Here is a 3,315-nt window from a genome sequence, read left to right on the forward strand (position 1 = left end):
TGTCGCCGCCTGCGCGCCGCGCGTGACGAGCACGGCCGCGCGCGGGTTCAGCGCGCGCACCGCCGCGATCGCATCGGGGCCGTCGCCGCCGAACAGGTGCCGCAGGTCCTCGTCGGATACCTTGATCAGGTCGGCGAGCGCGGCCATCTTCTCGAGCGTCGGCCGGTACGCGTCCGTCATCAGGTTCCGGACGTTCGGATCGAAGCTGATCTTCACGCCGCGCGCGTGCAGCTCGGCTGCCAGCGCGGCCAGCGTGCCCGCGAGCGGTTCGCGCACGAGGCTGATGCAGCCGAAATGCGCCCATTTCACGTGGTCGGCCCAGCCGGCCGGCAGCCGTGCGGGATCGAACGCGAGATCGGCACTCGCTTCGCCGATGAAGAAATAGGCGGGCGGGCGGGTCTCGTGGACGATCGCGAGCAGCGGCGGCCGTGCGACCCGCTGCAGGAAGCGCAGGTCGAGCCCGGCCGCTTCGCTCGTGCGCCACAGTTCGTCGGAGAAGCAGTCTTCGCCGATCGAACCCGCGAGCGCGCTCGGCACGCCGAGCCGCGCGACCGCGCGTGCGACGTTCCAGCCGGCGCCGCCCGGCACCGAGGTCCATTGCGCATCGCCCGCGCGCACCATGTCGGTCAGGATGTCGCCCGCCGACACGAAAGCCGGAAACGTGCCGCCGCTCATTGCGTCGGTTCGCCGCGTTGCGCGCGCGCGAGCGTCGCGAGCACGTCGTAGCACGCGCCCATCGTGTGATAGTCGGTCTTGCCGGCCGGGCTCTTCTCGTCGCTGTACTTGCGGTTGTCGCAGGTGAGGATCCGGTACCACGCGCCGTAGCGGTGATCGACGAAATGGGCCCAGCTGTAGCGCCAGATCTCGTCGTACCAGTCCCAGAAGCGCTCGCTGCCGGTGCGCGCGCCGAGCATCGCGGCCGCCGCGAAGGTTTCGGCCTGCACCCAGAAGTACTTGTTGTGGTCGCAGATCGTGAAGTCGGGGCCGAAACCATAGTACAGGCCGCCGTGGTCGGCGTCCCACGCATGCGTGAGCGCCGCGTCGAACAGCTCGGCCGCGCGCGGCACGAGCCAGTCGAGCGGGCGGTGCCGTTCGAGGATCAGCAGCAGCTTCGCCCATTCGGTCTGGTGTCCGGGCTGGAAGCCCCACGGGCGGAAGATGTTCGAGCTGTCTTCCTTGTTGTAATCCCAGTCGACCGACCAGTCCGCATGGTAGTGCTCCCACACGAGCCCGCCCGACAGCGCGGCCTGGCGCTGCGTGACGTGGCTCGCGAGCTTTTCCGCGCGATCGAGGTATGTGAGGTGGCCGGTCGCCTCGTACGCCGCGAGCAGCGCCTCGGTCATGTGCATGTTCGCGTTCTGGCCGCGGTACGACGACACGATCCAGTTCGGCGTCGCATCGTCCGCGTACAGGCCCGCGGCCGCATCCCAGAAGCGGTGCTCGGCCAGTTCGTAGGTCGCGGCGATCAGCGGGCGCGCCTCGTCGATGCCGGCCATCGTCGCATGCGCGGCCGCGAGCAGCACGAACGCGAGCCCGTAGCAGTGGCGCGCGCCGTCGAGCGTCGCGCGCTTGCCGCCGTCGCGCCAGTCGAGTTCCCAGTCGTAGCCCTGCAGTTCGTCGTCCCAGTGCGCGTCGCGCAGGAAGCGCAGCCCGTGGCGCGCGTATTCCAGGTGGCGCGGGTCGCCGAAATGCCGGTACGCCATCGCGTAGTTGAAGACGAACCGGCAGCTGCTGACGAGGTGGCGCGACGTGCGGTTGTAGATGCTGCCGTCGTCGCGGAAGTAATGGTAGAAGCCGCCCGTCGGGTCGAAAGCGTTCGTCGCGTAGAAGCGCAGCGTGTCCTCGATGTGCGACAGCAGGAACGACGGATCGCGGAAGCTCGCGACGAACGGTGCGTCTGGCGTGTGGGCGGCCGGTGCGGCCGTGCAGGGTTGGACCGGGGGCATGTTCATGATTCGGTGACCGTTGCGGTATCGAGTGCCGGCGAGCCGGCGGGCTGGCTGCTGGCCCGCACGATCAGCTCGACGGGCAGGGAGATCTCGGTGCGCTCGGGCGACTCGGCGAGCAGCAGCTCGACGCCGCGGCGGCCGAGCGCCTCCTTGTCGACCGACAGCGTCGTGAGCGGCGGGCTCGCGTGCGCGGCGGCCGGGATGTTGTCGAAGCCGACGATCGCGATGTCGTCCGGAATCCGCAGGCCGCGCGCGGTGCACACGCGCTGCGCGGCGAGCGCGGCCGCGTCGTTGTACGCGAACACGGCTTCGGGGCGCGGGCCCGGCGCGTCGAGCAGTTGCTCCATCGCGCGCGCGGCGCCCGTGTCGGGATCGAGCCCCGCGTCGATCGTCACTTCGTACGCGGGGTCGAACAGCCGCCCGGCTTCGAAGAACGCGCGCCGGTAGCCGATCGCGCGCTGCGCGATGCTGTAGTGCGCGGGCGAGCCGCCGATGAACGCGATCCGCGTGCGGCCGGTGGCGAGCAGGTGGCGCATCGCGAGCGCGGCGCCCGTCGCGTTGTCGATGTTGACCGAGCGCAGCCCGGGCGCCCACAGGTCGATCAGCACGAGCGGCCGGCCGGTCGCGGCGAGCGCCTCGATCGTCTCGGGCTCGATGAAGCCGGCCACCGCGATCGCGTCGGGCGCGTGCGGGCGCATCTGGCGCAGCACGTCGTCGTTCGGGCCGACCGTGAGCAGCGTCGGCACGATGCCGCGCTCGCGGCACGCGTCCTCGACGCCGTGCAGCACGTGCGAGAAGAACGGGCTGGCGGGAAAGCGGTTGTGCTGGCGATGCAGCAGGAAGGTGAGCCGGCGGATGCGCGGCCGCAACTGCGCGGGATCGTAGCCGAGCCGCTGCGCGATCTCGACGATCCGCGCCCGCGTGGCTTCGGACAGGCCCGGCTGGTTCTTCAGCGCGCGCGAGACGGTGCCGATCGAGACCTCTGCCGCTCGCGCCACATCGCGAATGGTCGTACCCATCGTTCGTTCGGGTCCGGTTTGTTTAGGGTGGGGGCGATTGTATAGTAAAACCCGATGCGGAATTCGGGCCGGATAACCGGGGAATACCCGCAAATAACGGGTTTTTAAGGGCTAATCTGCGAAAACGCCGTTACTAAAAATACTAAACAAAACGTGCAAAAGGCAAGGCGCGCGTGCGAGGCGCCACGGCCGGGAGGCGGGCCGGAAGCGAACGGGCTTCGCACGTCCGGGCGGCATGCGCGACGGCTTGCACGGCCAGGCCGGCAGCCGGTGCGCCACGGTCGGTGCAACGGCGGCGGGCGGACCTCCGTCGCCATCGCCCGAGACGCGGCCGTGCCGCCGCGAAC

General features: G+C 70.1%; 3 protein-coding genes. All 3 read right to left on the reverse strand.

Features of this window, described 5'->3' with window-relative positions; genetic code table 11:
- Positions 1-675 (reverse strand): carbohydrate kinase (locus G3N62_RS34880; RefSeq protein ID WP_206141511.1); only part of this gene is annotated, 675 nt, incomplete at its 3' end.
- Positions 672-1,952, reverse strand: coding sequence for an AGE family epimerase/isomerase (locus G3N62_RS34885; protein WP_069706962.1), 1,281 nt, complete (start codon positions 1,950-1,952; stop codon positions 672-674). The genes G3N62_RS34880 and G3N62_RS34885, both read right to left, overlap by 4 nt.
- Positions 1,949-2,968 (reverse strand): LacI family DNA-binding transcriptional regulator, encoded by a 1,020-nt coding sequence (locus G3N62_RS34890; protein ID WP_034189125.1) that lies wholly within the window; start codon positions 2,966-2,968, stop codon positions 1,949-1,951. Before G3N62_RS34890 ends, G3N62_RS34885 begins: the two co-directional genes overlap by 4 nt.
- Between the last annotated feature and the right edge of the window lie 347 nt (positions 2,969-3,315).

Origin of the sequence: Burkholderia sp. Tr-20355, from assembly GCF_017104685.1 — a bacterium.
In the GTDB taxonomy this organism is placed as follows: domain Bacteria; phylum Pseudomonadota; class Gammaproteobacteria; order Burkholderiales; family Burkholderiaceae; genus Burkholderia; species Burkholderia seminalis.

What these genes read in the sequence shown, in the direction of transcription:
- G3N62_RS34885 (WP_069706962.1), bottom strand. Translation starts at nt 1,952, where the DNA reads ATGAACATGCCCCCGGTCCAACCCTGCACGGCCGCACCGGCCGCCCAC.
- G3N62_RS34890 (WP_034189125.1), bottom strand. Translation starts at nt 2,968, where the DNA reads ATGGGTACGACCATTCGCGATGTGGCGCGAGCGGCAGAGGTCTCGATC.